This is a genomic window from Fontimonas sp. SYSU GA230001, assembly GCF_040066175.1.
GTDB lineage: Bacteria > Pseudomonadota > Gammaproteobacteria > Nevskiales > Nevskiaceae > Solimonas.
In genome coordinates this window covers 1-22,911 of record NZ_JBEAAM010000003.1, presented here as the reverse complement: position 1 = coordinate 22,911, position 22,911 = coordinate 1, and the positions used below count along the sequence as shown (strand labels likewise).

21 protein-coding genes are annotated in these 22,911 nt (G+C 67.7%); 20 read left to right on the top strand and 1 reads right to left on the bottom strand.

All coding sequences use genetic code 11. The features are described from left to right. Positions 1-88 precede the first annotated feature (88 nt). Positions 89-1,507: a sodium:proton antiporter NhaD gene (gene nhaD, locus AAG565_RS01880; RefSeq protein WP_348817846.1), complete on the bottom strand. Its 1,419-nt coding sequence runs from the start codon at positions 1,505-1,507 to the stop codon at positions 89-91. Positions 1,508-1,707: 200 nt separating this feature from the next. Here nhaD and ndhC point away from each other — a divergent pair, with 200 nt between their 5' ends. The 20 genes from ndhC to nqrF all read left to right on the top strand — a co-directional run bounded on the left by ndhC (position 1,708) and on the right by nqrF (position 22,826). Beyond that, entirely contained in the window at positions 1,708-2,094 is a 387-nt protein-coding gene (gene ndhC / locus AAG565_RS01875; RefSeq protein ID WP_348817845.1) for an NADH-quinone oxidoreductase subunit A, read from the top strand. Between the two features lie 7 nt (positions 2,095-2,101). Next, the gene (locus AAG565_RS01870; protein WP_348817844.1) at positions 2,102-2,740 is read left to right on the top strand and encodes an NADH-quinone oxidoreductase subunit B family protein; all 639 of its coding nucleotides are present in this window, start codon (positions 2,102-2,104) and stop codon (positions 2,738-2,740) included. Positions 2,741-2,744: 4 nt separating this feature from the next. After that, positions 2,745-4,511: an NADH-quinone oxidoreductase subunit C/D gene (gene nuoC, locus AAG565_RS01865; protein WP_348817843.1), complete on the top strand. Its 1,767-nt coding sequence runs from the start codon at positions 2,745-2,747 to the stop codon at positions 4,509-4,511. 2 nt (positions 4,512-4,513) lie between these two features. Further along, a complete protein-coding gene (gene nuoE / locus AAG565_RS01860) occupies positions 4,514-4,987 on the top strand; it encodes an NADH-quinone oxidoreductase subunit NuoE (RefSeq protein ID WP_348817842.1) in 474 nt (157 codons plus the stop codon). Continuing rightward, the gene (gene nuoF, locus AAG565_RS01855; protein ID WP_348817841.1) at positions 4,984-6,276 is read left to right on the top strand and encodes an NADH-quinone oxidoreductase subunit NuoF; all 1,293 of its coding nucleotides are present in this window, start codon (positions 4,984-4,986) and stop codon (positions 6,274-6,276) included. The genes nuoE and nuoF overlap by 4 nt, the downstream gene beginning before the upstream one ends. After that, positions 6,273-8,984, top strand: coding sequence for an NADH-quinone oxidoreductase subunit NuoG (nuoG, locus tag AAG565_RS01850; protein ID WP_348817840.1), 2,712 nt, complete (start codon positions 6,273-6,275; stop codon positions 8,982-8,984). The genes nuoF and nuoG overlap by 4 nt, the downstream gene beginning before the upstream one ends. Then, positions 8,981-9,961, top strand: coding sequence for an NADH-quinone oxidoreductase subunit NuoH (gene nuoH, locus AAG565_RS01845; protein WP_348817839.1), 981 nt, complete (start codon positions 8,981-8,983; stop codon positions 9,959-9,961). The genes nuoG and nuoH overlap by 4 nt, the downstream gene beginning before the upstream one ends. After that, on the top strand, positions 9,958-10,584 hold the full coding sequence (nuoI, locus tag AAG565_RS01840) for an NADH-quinone oxidoreductase subunit NuoI (RefSeq protein WP_348817838.1): 627 nt from the start codon (positions 9,958-9,960) through the stop codon (positions 10,582-10,584). Before nuoH ends, nuoI begins: the two co-directional genes overlap by 4 nt. Beyond that, positions 10,581-10,982 carry a four helix bundle protein gene (locus AAG565_RS01835; RefSeq protein WP_348817837.1) on the top strand — a complete coding sequence of 134 codons (402 nt, stop codon included), beginning with the start codon at positions 10,581-10,583 and terminating at the stop codon, positions 10,980-10,982. The genes nuoI and AAG565_RS01835 overlap by 4 nt, the downstream gene beginning before the upstream one ends. A gap of 42 nt (positions 10,983-11,024) precedes the next feature. Next, complete coding sequence (gene nuoJ / locus AAG565_RS01830) at positions 11,025-11,531, top strand: NADH-quinone oxidoreductase subunit J (protein ID WP_348817836.1); 507 nt, start codon at positions 11,025-11,027, stop codon at positions 11,529-11,531. Continuing rightward, positions 11,528-11,836: an NADH-quinone oxidoreductase subunit NuoK gene (gene nuoK, locus AAG565_RS01825; protein WP_348817835.1), complete on the top strand. Its 309-nt coding sequence runs from the start codon at positions 11,528-11,530 to the stop codon at positions 11,834-11,836. The genes nuoJ and nuoK overlap by 4 nt, the downstream gene beginning before the upstream one ends. Then, positions 11,833-13,656, top strand: a complete 1,824-nt coding sequence (gene nuoL, locus AAG565_RS01820; protein ID WP_348817834.1) for an NADH-quinone oxidoreductase subunit L — start codon at positions 11,833-11,835, stop codon at positions 13,654-13,656. Before nuoK ends, nuoL begins: the two co-directional genes overlap by 4 nt. After that, a complete protein-coding gene (gene nuoM / locus AAG565_RS01815; RefSeq protein ID WP_348817833.1) occupies positions 13,653-15,191 on the top strand; it encodes an NADH-quinone oxidoreductase subunit M in 1,539 nt (512 codons plus the stop codon). Before nuoL ends, nuoM begins: the two co-directional genes overlap by 4 nt. Beyond that, positions 15,188-16,642 (top strand): NADH-quinone oxidoreductase subunit N, encoded by a 1,455-nt coding sequence (locus AAG565_RS01810; RefSeq protein ID WP_348817832.1) that lies wholly within the window; start codon positions 15,188-15,190, stop codon positions 16,640-16,642. The genes nuoM and AAG565_RS01810 overlap by 4 nt, the downstream gene beginning before the upstream one ends. Before the next feature lie 93 nt (positions 16,643-16,735). Continuing rightward, complete coding sequence (locus AAG565_RS01805) at positions 16,736-18,088, top strand: Na(+)-translocating NADH-quinone reductase subunit A (RefSeq protein WP_348817831.1); 1,353 nt, start codon at positions 16,736-16,738, stop codon at positions 18,086-18,088. A gap of 159 nt (positions 18,089-18,247) precedes the next feature. Next, complete coding sequence (locus tag AAG565_RS01800) at positions 18,248-19,465, top strand: NADH:ubiquinone reductase (Na(+)-transporting) subunit B (protein ID WP_348817830.1); 1,218 nt, start codon at positions 18,248-18,250, stop codon at positions 19,463-19,465. Between the two features lie 13 nt (positions 19,466-19,478). Beyond that, positions 19,479-20,282: a Na(+)-translocating NADH-quinone reductase subunit C gene (locus tag AAG565_RS01795; RefSeq protein ID WP_348817829.1), complete on the top strand. Its 804-nt coding sequence runs from the start codon at positions 19,479-19,481 to the stop codon at positions 20,280-20,282. 8 nt (positions 20,283-20,290) lie between these two features. Continuing rightward, positions 20,291-20,965, top strand: coding sequence for an NADH:ubiquinone reductase (Na(+)-transporting) subunit D (locus AAG565_RS01790; protein ID WP_348817828.1), 675 nt, complete (start codon positions 20,291-20,293; stop codon positions 20,963-20,965). A gap of 13 nt (positions 20,966-20,978) precedes the next feature. Then, positions 20,979-21,587 (top strand): NADH:ubiquinone reductase (Na(+)-transporting) subunit E, encoded by a 609-nt coding sequence (gene nqrE / locus AAG565_RS01785; RefSeq protein WP_348817827.1) that lies wholly within the window; start codon positions 20,979-20,981, stop codon positions 21,585-21,587. 15 nt (positions 21,588-21,602) lie between these two features. Then, positions 21,603-22,826, top strand: coding sequence for an NADH:ubiquinone reductase (Na(+)-transporting) subunit F (gene nqrF / locus AAG565_RS01780; RefSeq protein WP_348817826.1), 1,224 nt, complete (start codon positions 21,603-21,605; stop codon positions 22,824-22,826). Positions 22,827-22,911 lie beyond the last annotated feature (85 nt).

The window sequence follows — 22,911 nt, the reverse complement described above, 5'->3', positions numbered from 1 at the left end:
GTGCGGGTGGAGCCGGATACTTGCCCAATTCCGCGACCAGCGTCAACGCGCGCGCCACCCGGCCGCGCGTGCCGACGCGCGCGGCACTTCAACAGCAGCCGGGCGCGAAGTAGCTGTGGTTCATCCAGTAGTGCACGGCGATGCTCGCGGCGTAGCCGAGCGCGATCGCCCAGCTCCAGCGCAGGTGCGAGAAGAAGGTGTAGATGCCATGCGCCTGGCCCATCACGGCGACGCCCGCCGCCGAGCCGATCGACAGCAGCGAACCGCCGACGCCGGCGGTGAGGGTGACCAGCAGCCAGTGGCCGTCGCTCATCGCCGGATTCATCGTCAGCACGGCATACATCACCGGGATGTTGTCGATCACCGCCGAGACGATGCCGACGAGGATGTTGGCGGTCATCGGGCCGAGGCCTTCGTACATCAGCTGCGAACCGACCGCGAGGTAGCCGAGCGTGCCGAGGCCGCCGACGCACAGGATGATGCCGTAGAAGAACAGCAGCGTATCCCACTCCGCGCGGGCCACCTCGCGGAAGGTGTTGAGGCCGTGCTGCTCGGTGTGGTCGCTCATCATCGCGTCATGCGAGACGAACTCCATCTGCCGCGCCGCCTGGCGGCTCAACAGCCAGCCATAGAGCTTGAGCACGCCCAGGCCGCCCATCATGCCGAGCGCCGGCGGCAGGTGGAACGCGGTGTGCATCGTCACCGTCACCGCGACGGTGAGGATGAACATGAAGATGATCAGGAAGCCGCCGCGCTTGACGTGAAACTCCGCCTGCATCGGCGGCGGGATCTCCTTGGGCACGGCGAGGCTCATGATGAAGGCGGGCACCAGCCAGTTGACCAGCGAGGGCACCAGCAGCGCGAGGAACTCGCCGGCGTCGAGCACGCCCTTCTGCCAGACCATCAAGGTCGTGATGTCGCCGAAGGGGCTGAACGCACCGCCGGCATTGGCGGCGACGACGACATTGATGCAGGCGACGACGACGAAGCGCGGCTCGTGCTTGCCCACCGCGATGGCCACCGAAGCCAGCACCAGCGCGGTCGTCATGTTGTCGGCCAGCGGCGACATCAGGAATGCGATGGCGCCGGTGAGCCAGAACACGACCCGCAGCGAGAATCCGCGCGACACGAGCCAGCCGCGCAGCGCCTCGAAGACATTGCGCTCCTGCAAGGTATTCACGTAAGTCATCGCGACCAGCAGGAACAGTAGCAGTTCACCGTACTCGAGCAGGCTGCTGCGCACGAAATTGCCGGCCGATTCGTGGTCGCCATGCTCGATGTAGGCGATCCCGATCAGAGTCCAGATGAAGCCGGCGGCGAGCAGCACCGGGATGGACTTGCGCATCCCGCTCCACTCCTCGAGCACCACCATCGCATACGCGGCGACGAACAGCGCCAGCGACACCACACCGATCCAGCTCGTCGTGAGGTCGAGTGCGCCGCCGCCCGACGAGGCCATCGAAGCGGACGGGGCGAGCAGGGCGAGGACGGCGATCGGGATGCGCATCGTGCGGGATCCGAAGTGCGGGAGCGCGCGATCATAGCCCCGGTGTCGCAGTGCAGCAAAGGCGCCGCCGGCGAAAATCACGATGCGCGCCGCACCGGCGCCATTTGACGCGCGGGGCCGGGCAAGGTTTTGATAAGCGGGCGAGAGCGTGCGATCCGATCCGTTCTATTGACTGATGTCTCATCAGCGAGGGGCGATTCATGGCATTCGGCGGGCTGGCGCTGTACGCGGTTCTGGTCCTCGGACTCTGTGCGGTCATGCTCGGCCTGTCGGCCCTGCTGGGCCAGCGCACGCAGCTGACACGCGCCGGCGCCGAGCCCTATGAGTCGGGCATCGTCTCCACCGGCGGCGCGCGCTACCGCATGTCCGCAAAGTTCTACCTGGTGGCGATGTTCTTCGTGATCTTCGATCTCGAGGCGGTGTACGTACTCGCCTGGGGTGTCGCGGTGCGTGAGTCGGGCTGGGCCGGCTACGTCGAGGTCCTGGTGTTCCTCGTGATCCTGCTCGCCGCGCTGGTCTATCTGTGGCGGACCGGCGCGCTCGACTGGGCGCCGGCCAGGCAGAAGCCCTCGGAGCGGCGGTACTGACGAGCCCATGGAATACCGCCTCCAGCGCATGGACGGCCGCGGCGCCGTGCCATCGATCGACGAGCAGGTGCACAAGAGCGTCTTTCTGGGGCGCCTGCAGGACATGGCGCAGGCGGCGGTGAACTGGGGCCGCAAGAATTCGCTGTGGCCGTTCAACTTCGGCCTGTCCTGCTGCTACGTCGAGATGGCCACCGCGTTCACCAGCCCGCACGATCTGGCGCGCTTCGGCTCCGAGGTGATCCGCGCGACGCCGCGCCAGTCGGACGTCATCGTGATCTCCGGCACGCCGTTCCTGAAGATGGCGCCGGTGATCAAGCGGCTCTACGAGCAGATGCTCGAACCCAAGTGGGTCATCTCGATGGGTTCCTGCGCGAACTCCGGCGGCATGTACGACATCTATTCGGTGGTGCAGGGCGTGGACAAGATCCTGCCGGTGGATGTCTATATCTCCGGCTGCCCGCCGCGCCCGGAAGCCTTCCTGCAGGCGCTGATCCTGCTGCAGAACGGCATCCAGGCCGAGCGCCGGCCGCTGTCGTGGATGATCGGCCCGCAGGGCGTCACGCAGATGCCGCGGCTGTCGATGCGCGACGCGCGCAGCGCCGAGCGCAGGGCGGCCACCGATCTGCGCACGCCGGACACGATCTGATTTCATGACCGCACTCGCTCAGGAACTGCGGCCCAGCGGCGTCATCGGCGAGCTGTTCGCGCGCTTTCCGGGCGAGGGTTTCGTCGAGCAGGCCACGGCCGATGGCATCCCGACGATGTGGATTCCGGCGCGGCGGCTGCACGCGGTGATGAAGCTGCTCAAGCACGAGCTGCGGCCCGCCTACAAGATGCTCTACGACCTGACCGCGGTCGATGAGCGGCTGCGCCAGCAGCGCACCGGACTGCCGCAGTCCGATTTCACGGTCGTCTATCACCTGACCTCGTTCGAGCGCAACAGCGACGTGCGCATCAAGGTCGCGCTGAATGGCGAGTCGCCGAGTCTGCCGTCGATCAGTTCGCTGTGGCTCAACGCCAACTGGTACGAGCGCGAGGTCTGGGACCTGTTCGGCATCCGCTTCGACGGCCATCCGAACCTGCAGCGCATCATGATGCCGCGCACCTGGGTCGGGCACCCGCTGCGCAAGGACCATTACGCGCGTGCGACCGAGGCCGAGGCGCTGGTGATGGACCAGGCGCGCGTCGATCGCGAGCAGGAGGCGCTGCGGATCAAGCCCGAGGAGTGGGGGATGAAGGTCGCCGACGAGGACCACGACTACATGGTCCTCAATCTCGGTCCCAATCATCCGAGCGTGCACGGCGTGTTCCGCGTCATGCTGCAGCTCGACGGCGAGGAGATCGTGCAGGCGGTGCCGGACATCGGCTACCACCACCGCGGCGCCGAGAAGATGGGCGAGCGCCAGTCCTGGCACAGCTACATCCCGTACACCGACCGCATCGACTATCTCGGCGGCGTGATGAACAACCTGCCGTACCTGATGGCGGTCGAGCGCATGGCCGGCATCCAGGTGCCGGAGCGCGCGCAGACGATTCGCGTGATGCTGTGCGAGTTCTTCCGCATCACCTCGCACCTGCTCTACTACGGCACCTATGCGCAGGACGTCGGCAGCATGTCGCCGGTGTTCTACATGTTCGTCGATCGGCAGAAGGCCTATGACGTCATCGAGGCGATCACCGGCTTCCGCATGCACCCGGCCTGGTTCCGCATCGGCGGCGTCGCCGCCGACCTTCCGCAGGGCTGGGACAAGCTGGTGCGCGAGTTCCTCGACTGGATGCCGAAACGGCTGAAGGACTACGAGCAGATGGCGCTGAGGAACACCATCCTCAAGCGCCGCAGCATCGGCATCGGCGCCTACGACACCGCGGAGGCGATCGAATGGGGCGTGACCGGCCCCGGCCTGCGCGCGACCGGCTGCGCCTGGGACTACCGCAAGGCGCGGCCGTATTCGGGTTACGAGAACTTCGAGTTCGACATTCCCATCGGCAGGAACGGCGACGTCTATGACCGCTGCCTGGTGCGCGTCGAGGAGATCCGCCAGTCGCTGCGCATCATCGAGCAGTGCCTGAACCACATGCCGGCCGGCGACTACAAGGCGCGCCACCCGCTGACGACGCCACCGATCAAGGACCGCACGATGCAGGACATCGAGACCTTGATCCACCATTTTCTCAACGTGTCCTGGGGCCCGGTGATCCCGGCCGGCGAGTGCACGATGACGGTCGAGGCGACCAAGGGACTCAACAGCTATTACCTGACCAGCGACGGCGGCACGATGAGTTATCGCACGCGCATCCGCACGCCGAGCTTCGCGCACCTGCAGATGATCCCGTACATCTCGCGCGGCCTGATGGTGCCGGACCTGATCGCGATCATCGCGTCGATCGACTTCGTGATGGCGGACGTGGACCGCTAGCCATGCTCAGCAAGGAAGAAATCGCCGAGATCGAGCACGAGCTGTCTCACTACGAGCAGCCCGCCGCGGCCACGATCGAGGCATTGAAGATCGTGCAGAAACACCGCGGCTGGGTCAGCGACGAGGCCGTTGCCGACATCGCCGACAAGCTCGGATCGACGCCGGCGACCGTGGATGCGGTGGCGAGCTTCTACAACCTGATCTACCGCAGGCCGGTGGGCCGCCACGTGATCCACGTCTGCGACTCGGTGTCGTGCTGGATGCTCGGCCAGCCGCGCCTGACCGATCTGCTGAAGGCGCGCCTGGGCATCGGCTATGGCCAGACCACCGCCGACGGCCGTTTCACGCTGCTGCCGATCTGCTGCCTGGGCACCTGCGATCGCGCGCCGGCGATGATGATCGGGCCCGACACGCACCGCGATCTCGAATCGGTGGACGCCGCACGGCTCGACTCGATCCTGGAGCGCTATCGATGACCGCCCGCACCGCGCCCCCCGACAAGCCGCTGACCGACCGCATCCGGCCGGGGCATCCGCCCTACGGCCTGGCGGATTACGAGCGCCACGGCGGCTACCAGGGCCTGCGCGCGGCGCTGAAGATGGCGCCGCAGGACGTCACCGGCCAGGTCAAGACCGCCGGACTGCGTGGCCGCGGCGGCGCCGGCTTCCCGACCGGCGTCAAGTGGGGACTGGTGCCGATGGGGCCGGACGCGCCCAAGCAGAAGTACATCGTCGCCAACGGCGACGAGATGGAGCCGGGCACCTTCAAGGACCGGCTGCTGCTGGAAAACGATCCGCTGCAGTTCATCGAGGGCATCACCATCGGCGGCTACGCGATCGGCGCGAGCATCGGCTACGTGTTCCTGCGCGCCGAGTACGTGCTGGCGGCCGAGCGCCTGCAGGCGGCGATCAAGGAGTGTTACGCGCGCCATCTGCTCGGGCGCAACATCCTCGGCTCCGAGTTCTCCTTCGACCTCTATCTGCACACCAGCGCCGGCCGCTACATCTGCGGCGAGGAGACCGCGCTGATCAGCTCGCTCGAAGGCAAGCGCGCGGTGCCGCGCGCCAAGCCGCCGTTTCCGGCGACGGCCGGCCTGTTCGGCAAGCCCACGGTGGTCAACAACATCGAGACGCTGTGCAACGTCGCGCACATCGTGCACTACGGTGCGGACTGGTTTCGCGGCCTGTCGAAGTGCAAGGACGGCGGCACCAAGCTCTATGGCGCCTCCGGCAAGGTGCGGCGCCCCGGCACCTGGGAACTGCCGATGGGCACGACGGTGCGCGAGATTCTCGACGAGCATGCCGGGGGCATGCGCGAAGGGCTCAAGCTCAGGGGGTTCCTGCCGGGCGGTGCCAGCACCGACTTTCTCACTGCCGAGCATCTCGACCTGCCGATGGATTTCGACTCGGTCGCCAGGGCCGGCTCGCGCATGGGCACCGGCCAGATGATCGTACTCGATGACCAGACCGACGTCGTCGGCATGCTGCGCAACCTGCAGATGTTCTTCGCGCGCGAGTCCTGCGGCTGGTGCACGCCCTGCCGCGACGGCCTGCCGTGGGCCGAGAAGATACTCGCCGGACTCGAACGCGGGCAGGGACAGGCCGGCGATCTGGACATCCTGCGGCAGATGACGCGCCTGCTCGGTCCCGGCCGCACCTTCTGCGCGCACGCACCGGGAGCGATGGAGCCGCTGCAGTCCGCGCTCAAGCACTTCCGCGCCGACTTCGAGCGCGGCATCCGGGCGCGGCCGGAGCAGGCGTCGTGACCGCGTCGCGCAAGCCGCCGTCGGCGACGATCCACATCGACGGCAAGGCGCATGTCGTCGATCCGTCGCGCAACCTGCTGGAAGTGGCGCTGGAACTGGGCTACGACCTGCCGTACTTCTGCTGGCACCCGGCGCTGGGCAGCGTCGGTGCGTGCCGGCAGTGCGCGGTCACGCAGTTCCGCGACGAGAACGACGCGCAGGGCCGCGTCGTCATGGCCTGCATGACGCCCTGCACCGACAAGACGCGCGTGTCGCTGGCGCACGCCGACGCGGTCGAGATGCGCGAAGGTGTCATCGAGTTCCTGATGACCAACCACCCGCACGACTGTCCGGTCTGCGAGGAGGGCGGCCAGTGCCATCTGCAGGACATGACGCTGATGGCCGGCCATGCGTATCGCCGCTACCGCTACACCAAGCGCACGCATCTGAACCAGGACCTCGGCGCCTTCGTCGGCCACGAGATGAATCGCTGCATCGCCTGCTACCGCTGCGTGCGCTTCTACCGCGAATATGCCGGCGGCGAGGACCTCAATGTCTTCGGTGCGCACCACCACGTCTATTTCGGCCGCGCCGCGGACGGCACGCTGGACAGCCCGTTCGCCGGCAACCTCGTCGAGGTCTGTCCCACCGGCGTGTTCACCGACAAGACCTACGGCGAGTCGTACACGCGCAAGTGGGACCTGCAGCAGGCGCCCAGCGTCTGCCATCACTGCGCGGTCGGCTGCAACATCATGCCGGGCGAGCGCTACGGCCGGCTCAAGCGCGTCGAGAACCGCTACCACGGTGCACTCAACGGCTATTTCCTCTGCGACCGCGGACGCTACGGCTATCAGTACGTCAACGCCGACGACCGGCCGCGGCAACCGCTGCTGCGCGCCGACCGCGATGCACCGGCGTCCGTTGTCACCGCCGATGCGGCGCTGGAGCAGCTCGCGCAGTGGATCCGGGGCGGCCGCACGCTCGGCATCGGCTCGCCGCGCGCGTCGCTGGAAGCCAATCACGCGCTGCGTGCGATCGTGGGCGCCGACCGTTTCCATCGCGGCAGCATGGACGCCGCGCTCGACGATCTGGCGATCGAGATCCTGCAGCGCGGTCCGGCGCGCATCGCCTCGCTGCACGATGCCGAGCAGGCCGATGCCGTGCTGGTGCTCGGCGAGGACCTGCTCGCGACCGGCGCGCGCCTGGCGCTGGCGCTGCGTCAGGCGACGCGGCAGGCGGCGTTTGCCGCCGCCGACGCAGCCAACGTGCCGCGCTGGCAGGACCATTCCGTGCGGCTGCTCGCGCAGGATCTGCGCAGCCCGCTGTTCATCCTCAGCGCACACGCCACCGGCCTCGACGGCATCGCGCGCCGCGTCTTCCGCGGCGCGCCGCAGGATCTCGCACGGCTCGCGCAGGAGGTCGTGCATCTGCTCGACTACACGCAGCCGCGCGCGCCGGACCTCGACGACGACGCGATCCATCTCGCCCATGACATCGCCGAGTCGCTGAAGAAGGCGCAGCGCCCGCTGATCGTCGGCGGGACGTCGGCCGGTTCTGCGGCGCTGCTGCAGGAGGCGGCGAATCTGTGTGCTGCGCTGGCCAGGGCCGGGCGCGCGCCGTCGATCGCGCTGCTCCCGGCCGAGTGCAACAGCCTCGGCACCGCGCTGCTCGGTGGCGCGGGACTCGATGCGGCGCTGGCCCGCATCGAGGCGGGCGAGGTCGATACGCTGCTCGTGCTGGAGAACAACCTGTTCCGCCAGGTGCCGGCACCGCGCCTGAAGGCGGCGCTGGACCGGGTGCGGCATCTGGCCGTGCTCGACGTTCTGGCGTCGCCGACCACGGCCGCGGCGGATCTCGTGCTGCCGGCCGGCAGCTTCGCCGAAGCCGACGGTACGCTGGTGAATTACGAGGGTCGCGCGCAACGCTATTTCCAGGTCTTCGTCGCGCAGGATGCGGACATCCGCGCGTCCTGGCGCTGGCTGCAGCAGCTCGCGCCGCGGCTCGGCAAGGATCTGGGCGCGAACTTCGACGCGCTGACGGCGGCCTGCGCCGCGTCCGACCCGCGCCTGGCGCGCATCGTCGATGCCGCGCCTTCGGCCGCATTCCGCATCCATGGCAATCGCATCCCGCGCCAGCCGCATCGCTACAGCGGACGCACGGCGATGAACGCGGGGCGCGACATCCACGAGCCGCGACCGCCGCAGGACGCCGACACGCCGCTGGCGTTCTCGATGGAGGGCGCACGCAGCGGCGTGCCGTCCGCCGAGATTCCGATCTTCTGGTACCCGCGCTGGAACTCGAACCAGTCGGTCAACAAGTTCCAGCAGGAGATCGGTGGCCCCCTGCGCGGCGGCGATCCGGGCGTGCGCCTGATCGAGCCGGGGTCTGCGGTCGAGAGCTACGACCGGCCGGCGTTCCGCGCGCCAGTCCTGCTGGAGACGGTGTGGCTGCACGAGCTGTTCGGGTCGGAGGAACTGTCCGCGCGCGGTCCGGCCATCGCCAGCCGGGTGCCCGAACCCTATGTCCTGCTGCACCCGCAGACAGCGGATCGCGTCGGCCTTGCGGCGGGCGCGTTCGTGCAGGTGCAGGCCGACGGCCAGACCTGGCAGGCGCGGCTGCGCGTCAGCGCGGCGATGGCCGCGGACGTCGCCGGTGTGCCGCGTGGCCTGCCCGGCGTGCCGGTCTTCGCCGCGGGCACGGTGCTGCAGCTGCGGGGAGCGGATCCGTGATCCCGCAATCGCTGATCACCGTCGCGATCCTGCTCGTCGTGGTCGTCACCGCGGCGCTGCTGATCTGGGTCGAGCGCCGCATGCTCGGCCTGTGGCAGGACCGCTGGGGGCCGAACCGCGTGTGGTTCCTCGGCCTGGGCCAGGTCGTCGCCGACATGATCAAGATCTTCACCAAGCACGACTGGGTGCCGGACTTCGCCGACCGCCCCGTGTTCGTGATCGCGCCGGCGATCGTCATGGTGACGATCCTGCTGGCGTTTGCCGTCGTGCCGATCGCGCCGGGCATCTCCATCGCTGGCGACTGGAACGTCGGCGTGCTGTTCGTGCTCGGCATGACCTCGCTGGCGGTGTATTCGGTGATGCTCGGCGGCTGGGCGTCGAACAACAAGTACGCCCTGCTCGGCGCGATCCGCGCCAGCGCGCAGTCGATCAGCTACGAGGTGTTCATGGGCCTGGCGCTGCTCGGTGTCGTGATCCAGGCCGGTTCGTTCAGCCTGCAGGACATCGTGCTGGCGCAGCAGCATGGCTGGTTCATCGTCCCGCAGGCGCTGGGTTTCGTGCTGTTCATGATCGCGGGTCTGGCCGAGACCCACCGCCTGCCGCTGGATCTGCCCGAGGCCGAGCACGAGCTGACCGCCGGCTTCCACACCGAGTACTCGGGTATGAAGTTCGGCATGTTCTTCGTCGGCGAGTACGTCGCGGTGATCCTCGTCTCGGCCCTGCTGACCACGTTCTACTTCGGCGGCTGGCTCGGACCGGACTGGGGCCTGACGATCATGGGCTGGGCGTTCATGCCGCTGGTCTGGTTCGTCGTCAAGACTGGCGTGTTCATCCTGTTCTTCGTGCTGCTGCGCGCGGCGATCCCGCGGCCGCGCTACGACCAGCTGATGCGCTTCGGCTGGCTGGTGCTGCTGCCGCTCGCGCTGCTCAACGTGGCGGTGACCGGCGCCGTCGTGCTGTGGAGGGCCGGCGCATGAGCGCATCCCCGGGCGGCAAGCCGCAGCCACCGAAGATCGACTTCGTCGGCAAGGACGTCAGCAGCGCAACGCGCGATCACGGCGGTCTGCGCCTGCTCGTCGAGGGTTTCGCCACGCAATGCCTGTCGCTGTGGCGCGTGTTCCGGCACCTGTTCGCGCGCAAGGCGACGATCGAGTATCCGGAGCAGAAGCCCTACCTGCCGCCGCGCTACCGCGGCCGCATCGTGCTGACGCGCGACCCGGACGGCGAGGAGCGCTGCGTCGCCTGCAACCTGTGCGCGGTCGCCTGTCCGGTCGCCTGCATCGCGCTGCAGAAGGGCGAGAAGGAGGACGGACGCTGGTATCCGGAATGGTTCCGCATCAACTTCTCGCGCTGCATCTACTGCGGCATGTGCGAGGAAGCCTGCCCGACCTACGCGATCCAGCTCACGCCGGATTTCGAGATGGCCGAGTACGACCGCCGCAACATGGTCTATGAGAAGGAGCACCTGCTGATTTCCGGCCAGGGCAAGGTGCCGGGCTACAGCTTCTACAAGGTCGCGGGCCTGGCGATCGCCGGCAAGCCCAAGGGCGCCGCGCAGAACGAGGAGCCGCCGGTGGATCCGCGGAGTTTGATGCCATGAAGGCGGTTTCCAGTTTCCAGTTTCCAGTGTCCAGTACGAGCGCCGCAGGCGCTCGCTACGAAAAGCTGGTGGCGTGGCAAAAGGCCATGGAACTGGCGCGGCTTTGCTACTCATTGAGCGAGGCTTTTCCTTCTGACGAGAGGTTCGGGTTGACCGCGCAGTTAAGACGAGCCGCGACGTCGATCCCGAGCAACATTGCCGAGGGTCAAGGGCGGGTGACCAAGGGCGAGTTCAAACAGTTTCTTGGAAACGCGAGAGGCTCGCTGTTTGAAATCGAGACACAGATGTATCTGGCATCGTCGATGGGCTTCGTGACTCAGGCGCATCGCGACCAGTTCTTTGAGCTGTCGGCGGAAGTCGCACGACTCCTGAATGGCCTGATCACCTCACTGAGGTAATGCCGTGACTGGAAACTGGAAACTGGAAACTCCGGAGCGCGCGTGAGTGCGCTCTTCTACGGCGCTTCGGCCGTGGCGCTGGCGGCCACGCTGCTGGCCATCACGCGCGCGCATCCGGTGCATGCGCTGCTGTACCTGATCGTCTCGCTGCTCGGGGCCGCCGGCGTGATGCTGGCGCTGGGTGCGCCGTTCGCGGCGATGCTGGAAATCATCGTCTATGCCGGTGCGATCGTCGTGCTGTTCGTGTTCGTCGTGATGCTGCTCAATCTGGGGCCGGGGGTCGCCGAGCAGGAACGGCAGTGGCTGCGCCCGCGCTACTGGATCGGGCCGGGCCTGCTCGCCGGTCTGCTGCTGGTGCAGCTGCTCGCCGGCGTGCTCGGCCAGACGGCGCCGATGTCCACGGCGGAAGTGGGGGCCAAGGCGGTCGGCATCCTGTTGTTCGGTCCGTATCTGCTGGCGGTCGAACTGGGCTCGATGCTGCTGCTCGCGGGCCTGGTGTCCGCCTACCACCTCGGCCGCCGCGAGCCGCCACGGAGCAGCGGCTCATGAACGCCGTGCCGTTGGCCCATGCCCTGGGTGTCTGCGCGGCGCTGTTCGCGCTGGGCCTGGCCGGTCTGCTGGTGCGGCGCGGCCTGCTGTTCTCGCTGATGTGCCTGGAGATCATGCTCAATGCCGCGGGCCTGGCCTTCGTCGTCGGTGGCAGCCGCTGGGCGCAGCCGGACGGACAGGTGATGTTCGTGCTGGTACTGACGCTGGCGGCGGCCGAGGTCGCGGTCGGGCTGGCGCTGCTGCTGCAGATCCACATCCGCTTCCGGTCGCTCGATCCGGACGCGCTCAGCGGGATGAAGGCATGACCACTGCGCTCGAGCAGCCGATCCTTCACTGGGTGGTCCTGCTGCCGCTGGTGAGTGCAGCGATCCTGCTGCTGTGGACGAATGTCCCCCGCGCGCTGGTGACGCTGCTGGGCATCGGTTCGGTGGCCGGCGCCGCGGGCGTGACGGCGCTGCTCGCCTGGCACTGGGCGCAGGACCCGCAGCCGTACACGCAGCTGCTGTGGAACTGGGTGCAGCTGGAAAGCTTCACGCCGCGCATCGCGCTGTACCTGGACGGCCTGTCGCTGACGATGCTCGGCGTGATCACCGGCGTCGGTGCGCTGATCCACGCCTACGCCTCGGGCTACATGCGCGACGATCCGCGCTACCGGCAGTTCTTCGCGTACATGAACCTGTTCGTCGCGATGATGCTGCTGCTGGTGCTGGGCGACAACCTGCTGCTGTTGTATCTCGGCTGGGAGGGTGTCGGCCTGTGTTCCTACCTGCTGATCGGTTTCTGGAACGAGGATCCGGCCAACGGCGCGGCGGCGCGCAAGGCCTTCATCACGACGCGTGTCGGCGACACGGCGCTGGCGATCGGGCTGTTCCTGCTGTACCGCGAGCTGCACACGCTCGACATCGCCGTGATCCTCGCCAGCGCGCCGCAGGCCTGGGCCACCGGCTCGACGACGCCGACGCTGATCGCGCTGCTGATTCTCGGCGGCGCCGTCGGCAAGTCGGCGCAGCTGCCACTGCAGACCTGGCTGCCGGACGCGATGGCCGGCCCGACGCCGGTCTCCGCGCTGATCCACGCAGCGACGATGGTCACCGCCGGCGTGTACCTCGTCGCCCGCCTCAACGGCCTGTACCTGCTGGCGCCGGATGCGCTGGCCGTGGTCGGCTGGATCGGCGCGCTGACGCTGCTGCTCGCCGGCGGCGCGGCCCTGGCGCAGTCCGACATCAAGCGCGTACTGGCGTATTCGACGATGTCGCAGATCGGCTACATGTTCATGGCGCTGGGCGCCGGCGCCTGGCAGGCGGCGATCTTCCACCTGATGACCCACGCCTTCTTCAAGGCGCTGCTGTTCCTCGCCTCCGGCAGCGTGATCCTCGCCTGCCACCACGAGCAGGACATCTTCCGCATGGGTGGCCTGCGCAGGACCCTGCCGCTGGCGTTCTGGAGTTTCGTCGTCGGCGGCGCGGCGCTGGCGGCGCTGCCGATCGTCACCGCCGGGTTCTGGAGCAAGGAGGCGATCCTCGCCGGCGCCTGGTCGAGCGGCCATCGGGTCTGGTGGGGGATGGGTACAGCCTGCGCCTTCCTGACCGGGCTGTACACCTTCCGCCTGGTGTTCATCGTGTTCTTCGGCGCCGCCCGCGGCCATGCGCACGACGAGGACGGCTGGCGCATGCGCGTGCCGCTGGTCGTGCTGATGCTGCTGTCGGTGGCCGGCGGACTGATCGTGCAGCCGCTGTCCGCGGTGCTGCCGGCGAATCCGCAGGAACCGGCGAGCCACTGGCCGGAGATTCTCGCGATCGTGGCGGGAATCGGTGGCATCCTCCTGGCGTGGCGTTGGTACGGACACGGCGCAGCGGCGGCGCCGGTGGAGACGCCTTGGCGCGCGCTGGCGCGCAGCGGCTGGGGCTTCGATGCGCTGTACGACCGCCTGTTCGTGCGCCCGCTGTATGCCCTGGCGCGCATCAATCGTGCCGATGCCGTCGATCAAGGCTATGACCAGGTCGCGCGTAGCCTGATGGCCCTGCACCGCGCGTCGCTGAAGCTGCAGACCGGGCGGCTGCGCTGGTACGCGGCGGCGATGGCGATCGGCGTGGTCGGCCTGCTCGGAGCGGCGCACTGGTCATGAGCACGACCTTGAGTCCCTGGCTGCTGCCGGCGCTGATCGCGATCCCCTTCGTCGGCGGCCTGGTCGCGTGGTACGCGGAACGCCTGTCGCTGACCTGGCCGCGCTGGATCGGCCTGCTGTCGATGTCGGCGACGATGCTGCTGGCGCTGTGGATCTGGTCGCAGGCCGACGTGCCCGGCGTGATCCCCGCGCATGGCACGCCGGCCTGGCTGATCGAGTTCCGCGCCGACTGGATTCCGCGCTGGGGCATCAGCCTGCATCTGGGGCTCGACGGTCTGGGGCTGCTGATGATCCTGCTGACCGGCGCGCTGGGCGCGTTGTCGGTGGCCTGCTCGTGGCGCGAGATCCAGCAGTACGTCGGCTTCTTCCATCTGAACTTGCTGTGGAACCTCGCCGGCGTCATGGGCGTGTTCATGGCGCTGGATCTGTTCCTGTTCTTCGTGTTCTGGGAAGTGATGCTGGTGCCGATGTACTTCCTGATCGCGCTGTGGGGGCACTCCAGCCACGGCGGCCGCTCGCGCGTCTATGCGGCGACCAAGTTCTTCATCTTCACGCAGGCCTCCGGCCTGCTGATGCTGGTCGCGATCCTGGCGCTGGTCTGGCTGCACAAGGAGAACACCGGCCAGTGGAGCTTCGAGTACACCGACCTGCTGTACACGCCACTTGCGCACTGGCAGGAGGTCCTGCTGATGCTCGGCTTCTTCGTCGGCTTCGCGGTGAAACTACCGATCGTGCCGCTGCATCCGTGGCTGCCGGATGCGCATTCGCAGGCGCCGACCGCCGGCTCGGTCGATCTGGCCGGCGTGCTGCTCAAGACCGGCGCCTACGGCCTGCTGCGCTTCGTGCTGCCGCTGTTTCCGAACGCCTCGCAGGACTTCGCACCGGTGGCGATGGCGCTGGGCGTCGTCGGCATCCTCTACGGCGCCAAGCTGGCACTGGTGCAGACCGACATCAAGAGGCTGGTCGCCTACACCAGCGTCTCGCACATGGGCTTCGTGCTGCTGGGCATCTACGCAGGCAGTGCGCTGGCGCTGCAAGGCGCGGTCGTGCTGATGCTCGCGCATGGGCTGGCCACCGGCGGCCTGTTCGTGCTGTGCGGCGAGCTCTACGAGCGCCTGCATACGCGCGAACTGGGCAAGATGGGCGGATTGGCGCGGCGCGCGCCGCACTACGCGACCGCACTGATGTTCTTCGCGCTGGCCTCGCTGGGCTTGCCGGGGCTGGGCAATTTCGTCGGCGAGTTCCTGGTGCTGACCGGCAGTTTCCCGGTGTCGCCGTGGGCGACCGCGCTCGCCGCCACCGGACTGATCCTCGCGGCGGTCTATTCGTTGTATGTCGTGCAGCGCGCCTTGCACGGACCGGCCGCCACCGATGCGCCGGTCGAGGATCTGACGTCGCGCGAAAAGCTGATGATGGCGCTGATGATGGGTGCCTTGCTGCTGCTGGGTCTGTTCCCGCAGCCGGTGATCGATCTCGCGCGCGGGCCGCTGGTGCAGATCGCGTACTGGTACCAGCAGGGGGTGCCCACGCCATGACGCCGAGCCTTGGCGCACAGCTGTCCGCCGCCGCGCCGCTGATCCTGATGGCCGGCGGCATCGTGCTGATCATGCTGCTGATCGCGGCGCGGCGTGACCATCGCGCCGTCGCGCAGCTCACTACCCTGGGCTTCGTGCTGACCTTCGGGGCCTGTTTCCTGGCCCATCCGGCCACGGACCTCACGCCACTGCTGGTGATCGACACCTACGCGCGTTTCGCGATCGCGCTGATCGCCGCGGCGGGCGGCGTGACCGTGCCGCTGCTCTATGCCTACCTGGGGCATTACGACGGCTACCGCGAGGAGATGTACCTGCTGCTGCTGCTCGCGGCCTTCGGGGCGATGGTGCTGGTCTGTGCGCGCCACGCGGCGAGCCTACTGCTCGGCCTGGAGACGATGGGCGTGGCGCTGTTCGGCATGATCGCGTACCCGGTGCGGCGCAAGCGGCCGCTGGAGGCGGGCATCAAGTACCTGGTGCTGTCGGCGGCGGCGACGGCGACGCTGCTGTTCGGCTTCGCGCTGCTGTATGCGGCCACCGGCAGCCTGCACTTCGCAACGCTCGGCAGCATCCTGCAGGCGGCCTCGGCCGGCGACGCCCGCGGACTGGTGCTGGCGGGCCTGGCCCTGATCTGGGCCGGCTTCGCCTTCAAGCTGTCGCTGGTGCCCTTCCATCTGTGGACGGCCGACGTCCTCGAGGGCGCGCCGGCGCCGGTGGCCGGTTTTCTCGCCACGGTGTCCAAGGGCGCGGTCGCGCTGCTGCTGCTGCGCTGGCTGGACGCCACCGGGCTGGCGCTGGCGCCGGGGCTGGCGGCCGCGCTGGCGGTGGTCGCCGCGCTGAGCATCCTGGTCGGCAATCTCGCCGCGCTGCAGCACAACAATCTCAAGCGCCTGCTGGCCTATTCGTCGATCGCGCATTTCGGCTACCTGCTGGTGCCTTTCCTGGTCCTGGGTGCGACGGCGCACGAGGCGGTGCTGTTCTATGTCGCCGCCTACACGGTGATGACGCTCGGCTGCTTCGCCGCAATCGCCGTGATGTCCGGGTCCGAGGCGCACGACGATGCCGATCACCTGTATGACTATCGCGGCCTGTTCTGGCGGCGGCCGCTGGTCACCTCGGTGTTCGTGCCGATGCTGCTGGCCCAGGCCGGCGTGCCGCTGACGCTGGGTTTCCTGGCCAAGTTCTACGTGCTGACCGCGGCGGTCGAGCGGCACGCATGGTGGCTGGCGCTGGCCGTGGTGGTCGGCAGTGCGATCGGCCTGTACTACTACCTGCGCGTCGTCGTCGTGCAGTTCCTGCCCAAGCCGGGCATGCGCCCGGAAGGGCAGTGGTCGGAGATGAGCATCGCCAGCGGCGTCGCACTGGCGCTGCTGCTCGCGCTGCTGATCGGCTTCGGCGTCTGGCCGCAGCCCCTGGCCGCCGGGATCGGCCGCGCGGCCGCCGCGCTGCACTGAAACGCGCGTCGCCTCGTCCGTTCGGGTGGCGGCAGCGGGACCGATTGACTAAAATCCGCGCGCTTTTAAGACCTACTGACAGGTGGCCCGCTCGTGGAAGTCGCGCGCTTCAAGCTGAAAAAGGGCCTCGACCTGCCGATCCAGGGTGTCCCCGACCAGAGCGTCCATGATGCGCCTGCGGTGACGACTGTCGGCGTGGTCGGTGCCGATTACATCGACCTCAAGCCGACCATGTACGTGGAGGTCGGCGACCGCGTGAAGCTGGGGCAGCCCTTGTTCGAGGACAAGCGCCGGCCGGGCGTGCTGCATACCGCGCCGGCCGCCGGCGAGGTGATCGCGATCAACCGCGGCGCCCGGCGCGTGCTGCAGTCGGTCGTGATCCGGCTCGACGGACAGGACGAGGTCCGCTTCAAGTCCTGGACCGAGGCCGAGCTGCCGGCGCTGCCGGTCGAGGATGTCCGCGAGCAGCTGCGCGTTTCTGGACTGTGGACCGCGCTGCGCACGCGCCCGTACTCGCGCGTGCCGCGGCTCGACAGCGCACCGGCGGCGATCTTCGTGCCCTGCATCGACACGCGGCCGCTGGCGGCGGACCCGGCGGTGCTGATCAAGGGCCAGGAGCGCGATTTCCAGAACGGCCTCGCGGTGCTGTCGCGGCTGTCCGGCGAGCTGTACGTGTGCAAGGCGCCGGGTGCGGCGATTCCGGTGCCCGAGCTGCCGCAGATCCGCGTCGCCGAGTTCGAAGGGCCGCACCCGGCCGGTCTGGTCGGCACGCACATGCATTTCCTCAAGCCGGTCGGTGCGACGCGCACCAACTGGCATATCGGCCCGCAGGACGTGATCGCCATCGGCAGGCTGTTCACGACCGGACGCATCGATCCGACGCGCATCATCGCGCTCGGCGGACCGCAGGTGGTCAAGCCGCGGCTGCTGCGCACCCGGCTGGGCGCGTGCATGAGCGAGCTGATCACGCAGGAGATCAAGGCCGGTGAGTCGCGGCCGATTTCCGGGTCGATTCTCGGCGGCCGCGAATCGCGCGGTTGGGCCAACTACGTCGGCCGCTACAACACGCAGATCGCGGTGATCGCCGAGGGCCGCGAGCGCCGCTTCCTCGGCTGGATCAATCCGGCCGGCGACCGTCATTCCGCGATCCGGGTGTTCTTCTCGGCCTTCACGCGGGGCCGGCGCATGGCGATGAACACCTCGACCAACGGCTCGCCGCGTGCGATGGTGCCGATCGGCAATTACGAGAACGTGATGCCGCTCGATATCCTGGCGACGCCGCTGCTGCGCGCGCTGCTGGTGCGCGACACCGACACCGCACAGGCGCTCGGCGCGCTGGAACTGGACGAGGAGGACCTGGCGCTGTGCTCGTACGTCTGCGTCGGCAAGCACGACTACGGTCCGGTGCTGCGCGCGAATCTTCAGCAAATCGAGGCTGAAGGGTGAGACCCTAGGGTCGAACGTCCGGCCGGCAATGGCGGGCGGAGACCGGCCAGAGCGCGATGAAGCCGCGTATGGACGGTGCCGCGGGCGGGTCCGGAAGTTGAAGAAATGGCACGCGCGTTCCGGCAAGGGCGCCGGGCGCGCCAACCGAGGTAGGTTGATATGTCTGCACTTCGAGAATTTCTCGATCGCGTCGAACCCCTGTTCAAGAAGGGCGGGCGTTTCGAGAAGCTGTATCCCCTGTACGAGGCGGTCGATACGATCGCGTACTCACCCGGCGAGGTCACGCGCGCCGCGCCGCACGTGCGCGACGGCATCGACCTCAAGCGGGTGATGATCTACGTCTGGCTGGCGACGTTCCCGGCGATCGCGGTGGGTTGCTGGAACGTCGGCTTCCAGGCCAACCAGGCGCTCGCCGCGCTCGGCCACACGCAGATCGACGGCTGGCGCGGCGCGCTGCTGCATCTGTTCGGCATCGGCATCGACCCGAACAGTGTCTGGGACTGCTTCTGGCACGGCTTCTGGTACTGGCTGCCGGTCTATGCGGTGACCTTCGTCGTCGGCGGCTTCTGGGAAGTGCTGTTCGCGACGATGCGCCGGCACGAGATCAACGAGGGCTTCTTCGTCACCTCGATCCTGTTCTCGCTGATCCTGCCGCCGACCGTGCCGCTGTGGCAGGTCGCGCTGGGCATCTCCTTCGGCACGGTGATCGGCAAGGAGATCTTCGGCGGCACCGGCAAGAACTTCCTCAACCCGGCGCTGGTCGGCCGCGCCTTCCTGTACTTCGCCTACCCGGCGCAGCAGACCGGTGACACGATCTGGACCGCGGTGGACGGCTTCACGTCCGCGACGACGCTGGGCATCGCCAAGCTCGGCGGCCTCGATGCGGTGAAACAGACCGGCCTGACCTGGATGCAGACCTTCGTCGGCGTCGAGCAGGGCTCGGTCGGCGAAGTTTCGGCACTGGCGATCTTCATCGGCGGCGCGTTCCTGCTGATCACCGGTGTGGCCAATTACCGCATCGTGTTCGGCATGCTCGCCGGCATGATCGTCACCGCGCTGATGTTCAACCTGATCGGCTCGGCCAAGAACCCGATGTTCGCGTTTCCGTGGTACTGGCACCTGACCGTCGGCGGCTTCGCGTTCGGCATGATGTTCATGGCCACCGATCCGGTGTCGGCGGCGCATACCGACACCGGGCGCTGGATCTTCGGCGCGTTCTGCGGCGTGATGGTCGTGCTCGTGCGGGTGGTCAACCCGGCGTTCCCGGAGTCGGTGATGCTCGCCATCCTGCTCGGCAACATCGTCGCGCCGCTGATCGACTTCGCCGTCATCAAGGCCAACGTGGCACGGCGCCAGCGTCGTCTGGCCGCCGCCTGAGGAGGACGAAGACATGGCCGCCAAGGACACCAAGGCCTACGCCCTGTGGGTCGCATTCACGCTCTGTCTGGTCTGTTCGGTGCTGGTCAGCGCCGCGGCGATCGCGCTGCGCCCGGTGCAGCAGACCGCCAAGCTCGACGACAAGCGCAAGAACATCCTGCGCGTCGTCGATATGTACGAACCCGGCATGAACATCGACGAGGCGTTCCGCAAGATCACGCCCAAGGTCGTCGATCTCGACAGCGGCGAGATCAACGAGGCCATCGACCCCGCCGGCTATGACCAGTACGCCGCAGCCAAGGATCCGGCGCAGGGCGGCAAGCCGATCGCGGGCGACGACGACATCGCCAAGATCAAGTTCCGGCCGCGCTACGCCACCGTGTACTTCCTGTACAACGAGGACGGTTCGGTCCGCACCGTGATCCTGCCGATCAACGGCTACGGCCTGTGGTCCACGCTCTACGGCTTCCTCGCCGTGCAGGCCGACGGCAACACCGTGGTCGGCATCAACTTCTACCAGCATGCCGAGACCCCGGGCCTGGGCGGCGAGGTGGACAATCCGAACTGGAAGCGGATGTGGGCCGGCAAGTCGATCTACGACGCCAACGGCCAGGTCGCGCTGCATCTGGTCAAGGGCGGCGTCAATGCGGACAGCCCGGACGCCCGCTTCCAGGTCGATGCGCTGGCCGGCGCGACGCTGACGTCCAACGGCGTCGGCAACCTGGTCAAGTACTGGCTGTCGGATGCCGGGTTCAAGCCGTTCCTGCGCAACATCGCGCGCCAGCACGCCGCAGCGGCGCCGCCGGCCGAGGGTTGAGGTGAGCCATGTCTGAAGTCAACGCCAAGAAGATCGTCATCGAGCCGATCGCCGACAACAATCCGATCATCCTGCAGGTGCTCGGCATCTGCTCGGCGCTCGCGGTCACCAGCAAGCTCGAAACCGCGCTGATCATGTGCGTCGGCCTGACCACGGTGACCGCCTTCGCCAACCTGTTCTACAGCCTGGTGCGCAACTTCGTGCCCGGCAGCATCCGCATCATCGCGCAGATGACCATCGCGGCGACGCTGGTGATCCTCGTCGATCAGACCCTCAAGGCCGTGGCCTACGAGGCGTCCAAGCCGCTGTCGGTGTTCGTCGGCCTGATCCTGACCAACTGCATCGTCATGGGGCGGCTGGAGGCCTATGCGCAGTCGAACAAGCCGTGGCCGTCCTTCCTCGATGGTCTGGGCAATGGTCTGGGCTACTCGGCGATCCTGGTGACGCTGGCGGTGGTCCGCGAGCTGTTCGGCTCCGGCAAGCTGCTCGGCGTCGAGATCCTGCCGCTGGCCAAGGCGGGCGGCTGGTACGTGCCCAACGGCCTGCTGCTGCTGCCGCCGTCGGCGTTCTTCCTGATCGGCCTGATCATCTGGGCGGTGCGCACATGGAAGCCGCAGCAGGTCGAGAAACCGACTTTCCACATCCAGTCCGGCCAGACGCACGCCGGCACCGAAGCGCACTGACGGGGGACGCCAGATGGAACACTACGTCAATCTCGCGATCCGCTCGCTGTTCGTCGAGAACCTCGCGCTGTCGTTCTTCCTGGGCATGTGCACCTTCCTGGCGATCTCGAAGAAGATCGAGACCGCGCTGGGTCTGGGCATCGCCGTCATCGCCGTGCAGTCGCTGACGATGCCGCTGAACAACCTGCTGTTCCAGTACGTGCTCAAGCCGGGCGCGCTGGCCTGGGCGGGGTTGCCGGGCACCGACCTGACCTTCCTCGGCCTGATCCTGTACATCGGCGTGATCGCGGCGAGCGTGCAGATCCTGGAAATGACGCTCGACAAGTACGTGCCGGCGCTCTACAACGCGCTCGGCATCTTCCTGCCGCTGATCACCGTCAACTGCGCGATCCTCGGCGGCACGCTGTTCATGGTGGAGCGTGACTACACGCTCGCCGAGGCGAGCGTGTACGGCGTGTCGTCGGGCGCCTCGTGGGCGCTGGCGATCGTGCTGCTCGCCGGCGTGCGCGAGAAGCTCAAGTACTCCGATGTCCCGGCCGGCCTGCAGGGGCTGGGTATCACCTTCATTTCCGCGGGCCTGCTGGCGTTCGGCTTCATGGCCTTCTCGGGCATCCAGCTTTAAGGGAGTCGCGCAGACATGTTTCTCGAAATCGGTCTGGGCGTGGCGGTGTTCGTCGGCGTCATCCTGACGCTGGTCATCGTCATCCAGTTCGCCAAGGACCGGCTGGTGCCGGCCGGCAACGTCAAGATCCTGATCAACCACGAACGCGAGATCGAGGTTCCGGTCGGCGGCAAGCTGCTGCAGACGCTGGCCGGCTGCGGGCTGTACGTGCCCTCGGCCTGCGGTGGCGGCGGTTCCTGCGCGCAGTGCCGCGTCAAGGTGTTCGAAGGCGGCGGTAACATCCTGCCGACCGAGCTCAACCACATCACCAAGCGCGAAGCCAAGGAAGGCGACCGGCTGTCCTGCCAGGTCGCGGTCAAGCAGAACATGAAGATCGAGATCCCGGAGCACGTGTTCGGGGTCAAGAAGTGGGAGTGCACCGTGCGCTCCAATCACAACGTCGCCACCTTCATCAAGGAACTGGTGCTGGAACTGCCGCCGGGCGAGCGTGTCAACTTCCGCGCCGGCGGCTACATCCAGATCGAATGCCCGCCGCACGAGGTCGAATACAAGAACTTCGACGTCGAGCCGCGGTTCCGCGACGACTGGGACAAGTTCAATCTCTGGCAGTACAAGTCGGTGTGTACCGAGAAGGTCGAGCGCGCGTACTCGATGGCGAACTACCCCGAGGAGCTGGGCATCATCATGCTCAACGTGCGCATCGCCAGCCCGCCGCCGAAGCTGCCGCACGTCCCGCCCGGCAAGATGTCGAGCTACATCTTCAACCTCAAGCCGGGCGACAAGGTGACGATTTCCGGTCCGTTCGGCGAGTTCTTCGCGCGCGACACCGACAAGGAAATGGTGTTCATCGGCGGCGGTGCCGGCATGGCGCCGATGCGCAGCCACATCTTCGACCAGCTGATGCGCATCAGGACCAAGCGCAAGATCACCTTCTGGTACGGCGCGCGTTCCAAGCGCGAGATGTTCTACGTCGAGGACTTCGACCGGCTCGCCGCCGAGAACCCGAACTTCACCTGGCACGTGGCGCTGTCCGAGCCGTTGCCCGAGGACAACTGGACCGGCTACACCGGTTTCATCCACAACGTGCTCTACGAGAACTACCTCAAGCACCACAAGGCGCCCGAGGACTGCGAGTACTACATGTGCGGTCCGCCGGTCATGAACGCCGCGGTGATCAAGATGCTGCTGGACCTGGGCGTCGAGCGCAAGGACATCATGCTGGACGACTTCGGGGGGTGAGCCGGCGCGAGCGAGAAAAGTGCCGGTGGCACTTTTCTGCGCCGGCGAACGCCCGGCCATGGATGGCCGGGCCGGGGCCGGATCC

Coding starts and splice junctions, on each gene's coding strand:
- nhaD (WP_348817846.1), bottom strand. CDS start 1,507: ATGCGCATCCCGATCGCCGTCCTCGCCCTGCTCGCCCCGTCCGCTTCG.
- nuoK (WP_348817835.1), top strand. CDS start 11,528: ATGAACGCCGTGCCGTTGGCCCATGCCCTGGGTGTCTGCGCGGCGCTG.
- ndhC (WP_348817845.1), top strand. CDS start 1,708: ATGGCATTCGGCGGGCTGGCGCTGTACGCGGTTCTGGTCCTCGGACTC.
- AAG565_RS01810 (WP_348817832.1), top strand. CDS start 15,188: ATGACGCCGAGCCTTGGCGCACAGCTGTCCGCCGCCGCGCCGCTGATC.
- AAG565_RS01870 (WP_348817844.1), top strand. CDS start 2,102: ATGGAATACCGCCTCCAGCGCATGGACGGCCGCGGCGCCGTGCCATCG.
- AAG565_RS01835 (WP_348817837.1), top strand. CDS start 10,581: ATGAAGGCGGTTTCCAGTTTCCAGTTTCCAGTGTCCAGTACGAGCGCC.
- nqrE (WP_348817827.1), top strand. CDS start 20,979: ATGGAACACTACGTCAATCTCGCGATCCGCTCGCTGTTCGTCGAGAAC.
- nuoC (WP_348817843.1), top strand. CDS start 2,745: ATGACCGCACTCGCTCAGGAACTGCGGCCCAGCGGCGTCATCGGCGAG.
- AAG565_RS01795 (WP_348817829.1), top strand. CDS start 19,479: ATGGCCGCCAAGGACACCAAGGCCTACGCCCTGTGGGTCGCATTCACG.
- AAG565_RS01800 (WP_348817830.1), top strand. CDS start 18,248: ATGTCTGCACTTCGAGAATTTCTCGATCGCGTCGAACCCCTGTTCAAG.
- nuoM (WP_348817833.1), top strand. CDS start 13,653: ATGAGCACGACCTTGAGTCCCTGGCTGCTGCCGGCGCTGATCGCGATC.
- AAG565_RS01790 (WP_348817828.1), top strand. CDS start 20,291: ATGTCTGAAGTCAACGCCAAGAAGATCGTCATCGAGCCGATCGCCGAC.
- nuoL (WP_348817834.1), top strand. CDS start 11,833: ATGACCACTGCGCTCGAGCAGCCGATCCTTCACTGGGTGGTCCTGCTG.
- nqrF (WP_348817826.1), top strand. CDS start 21,603: ATGTTTCTCGAAATCGGTCTGGGCGTGGCGGTGTTCGTCGGCGTCATC.
- nuoE (WP_348817842.1), top strand. CDS start 4,514: ATGCTCAGCAAGGAAGAAATCGCCGAGATCGAGCACGAGCTGTCTCAC.
- nuoI (WP_348817838.1), top strand. CDS start 9,958: ATGAGCGCATCCCCGGGCGGCAAGCCGCAGCCACCGAAGATCGACTTC.
- nuoF (WP_348817841.1), top strand. CDS start 4,984: ATGACCGCCCGCACCGCGCCCCCCGACAAGCCGCTGACCGACCGCATC.